1 pseudogene is annotated in these 238 nt (G+C 76.9%); it reads left to right on the top strand.

The features are described 5' to 3' along the window. A pseudogene (locus KVT14_RS21290) lies at positions 1 to 238 on the top strand (dihydrodipicolinate synthase family protein); the annotation flags it as partial.

Genomic DNA, 238 nt, shown 5'->3' on the forward strand with positions numbered 1-238 from the left:
CGTGCACCCGATCGCCGCCGAGCGCGCCGGCGCGGCCGCGGTGCTGCTGCCCACCCTGGCCTACCTGCCGCTCACCGACGACGAGGTCCTCGACCTGGTCGCGGACGAGGCGGACGCGGCGCGGGTGCCCGTGTGGCTCTACCACAACCCGGGGAGCACGACGTCCCGGTACACGGTCGAGACGCTGGTCCACCCCGCGCAGGTGCCGGGCGCGGGCGGGGGGAAGGAACCTGGGCGG

This window comes from Cellulomonas sp. GbtcB1 (genome assembly GCF_019091725.1).
Taxonomy (GTDB): Bacteria; Actinomycetota; Actinomycetes; order Actinomycetales; family Cellulomonadaceae; genus Cellulomonas.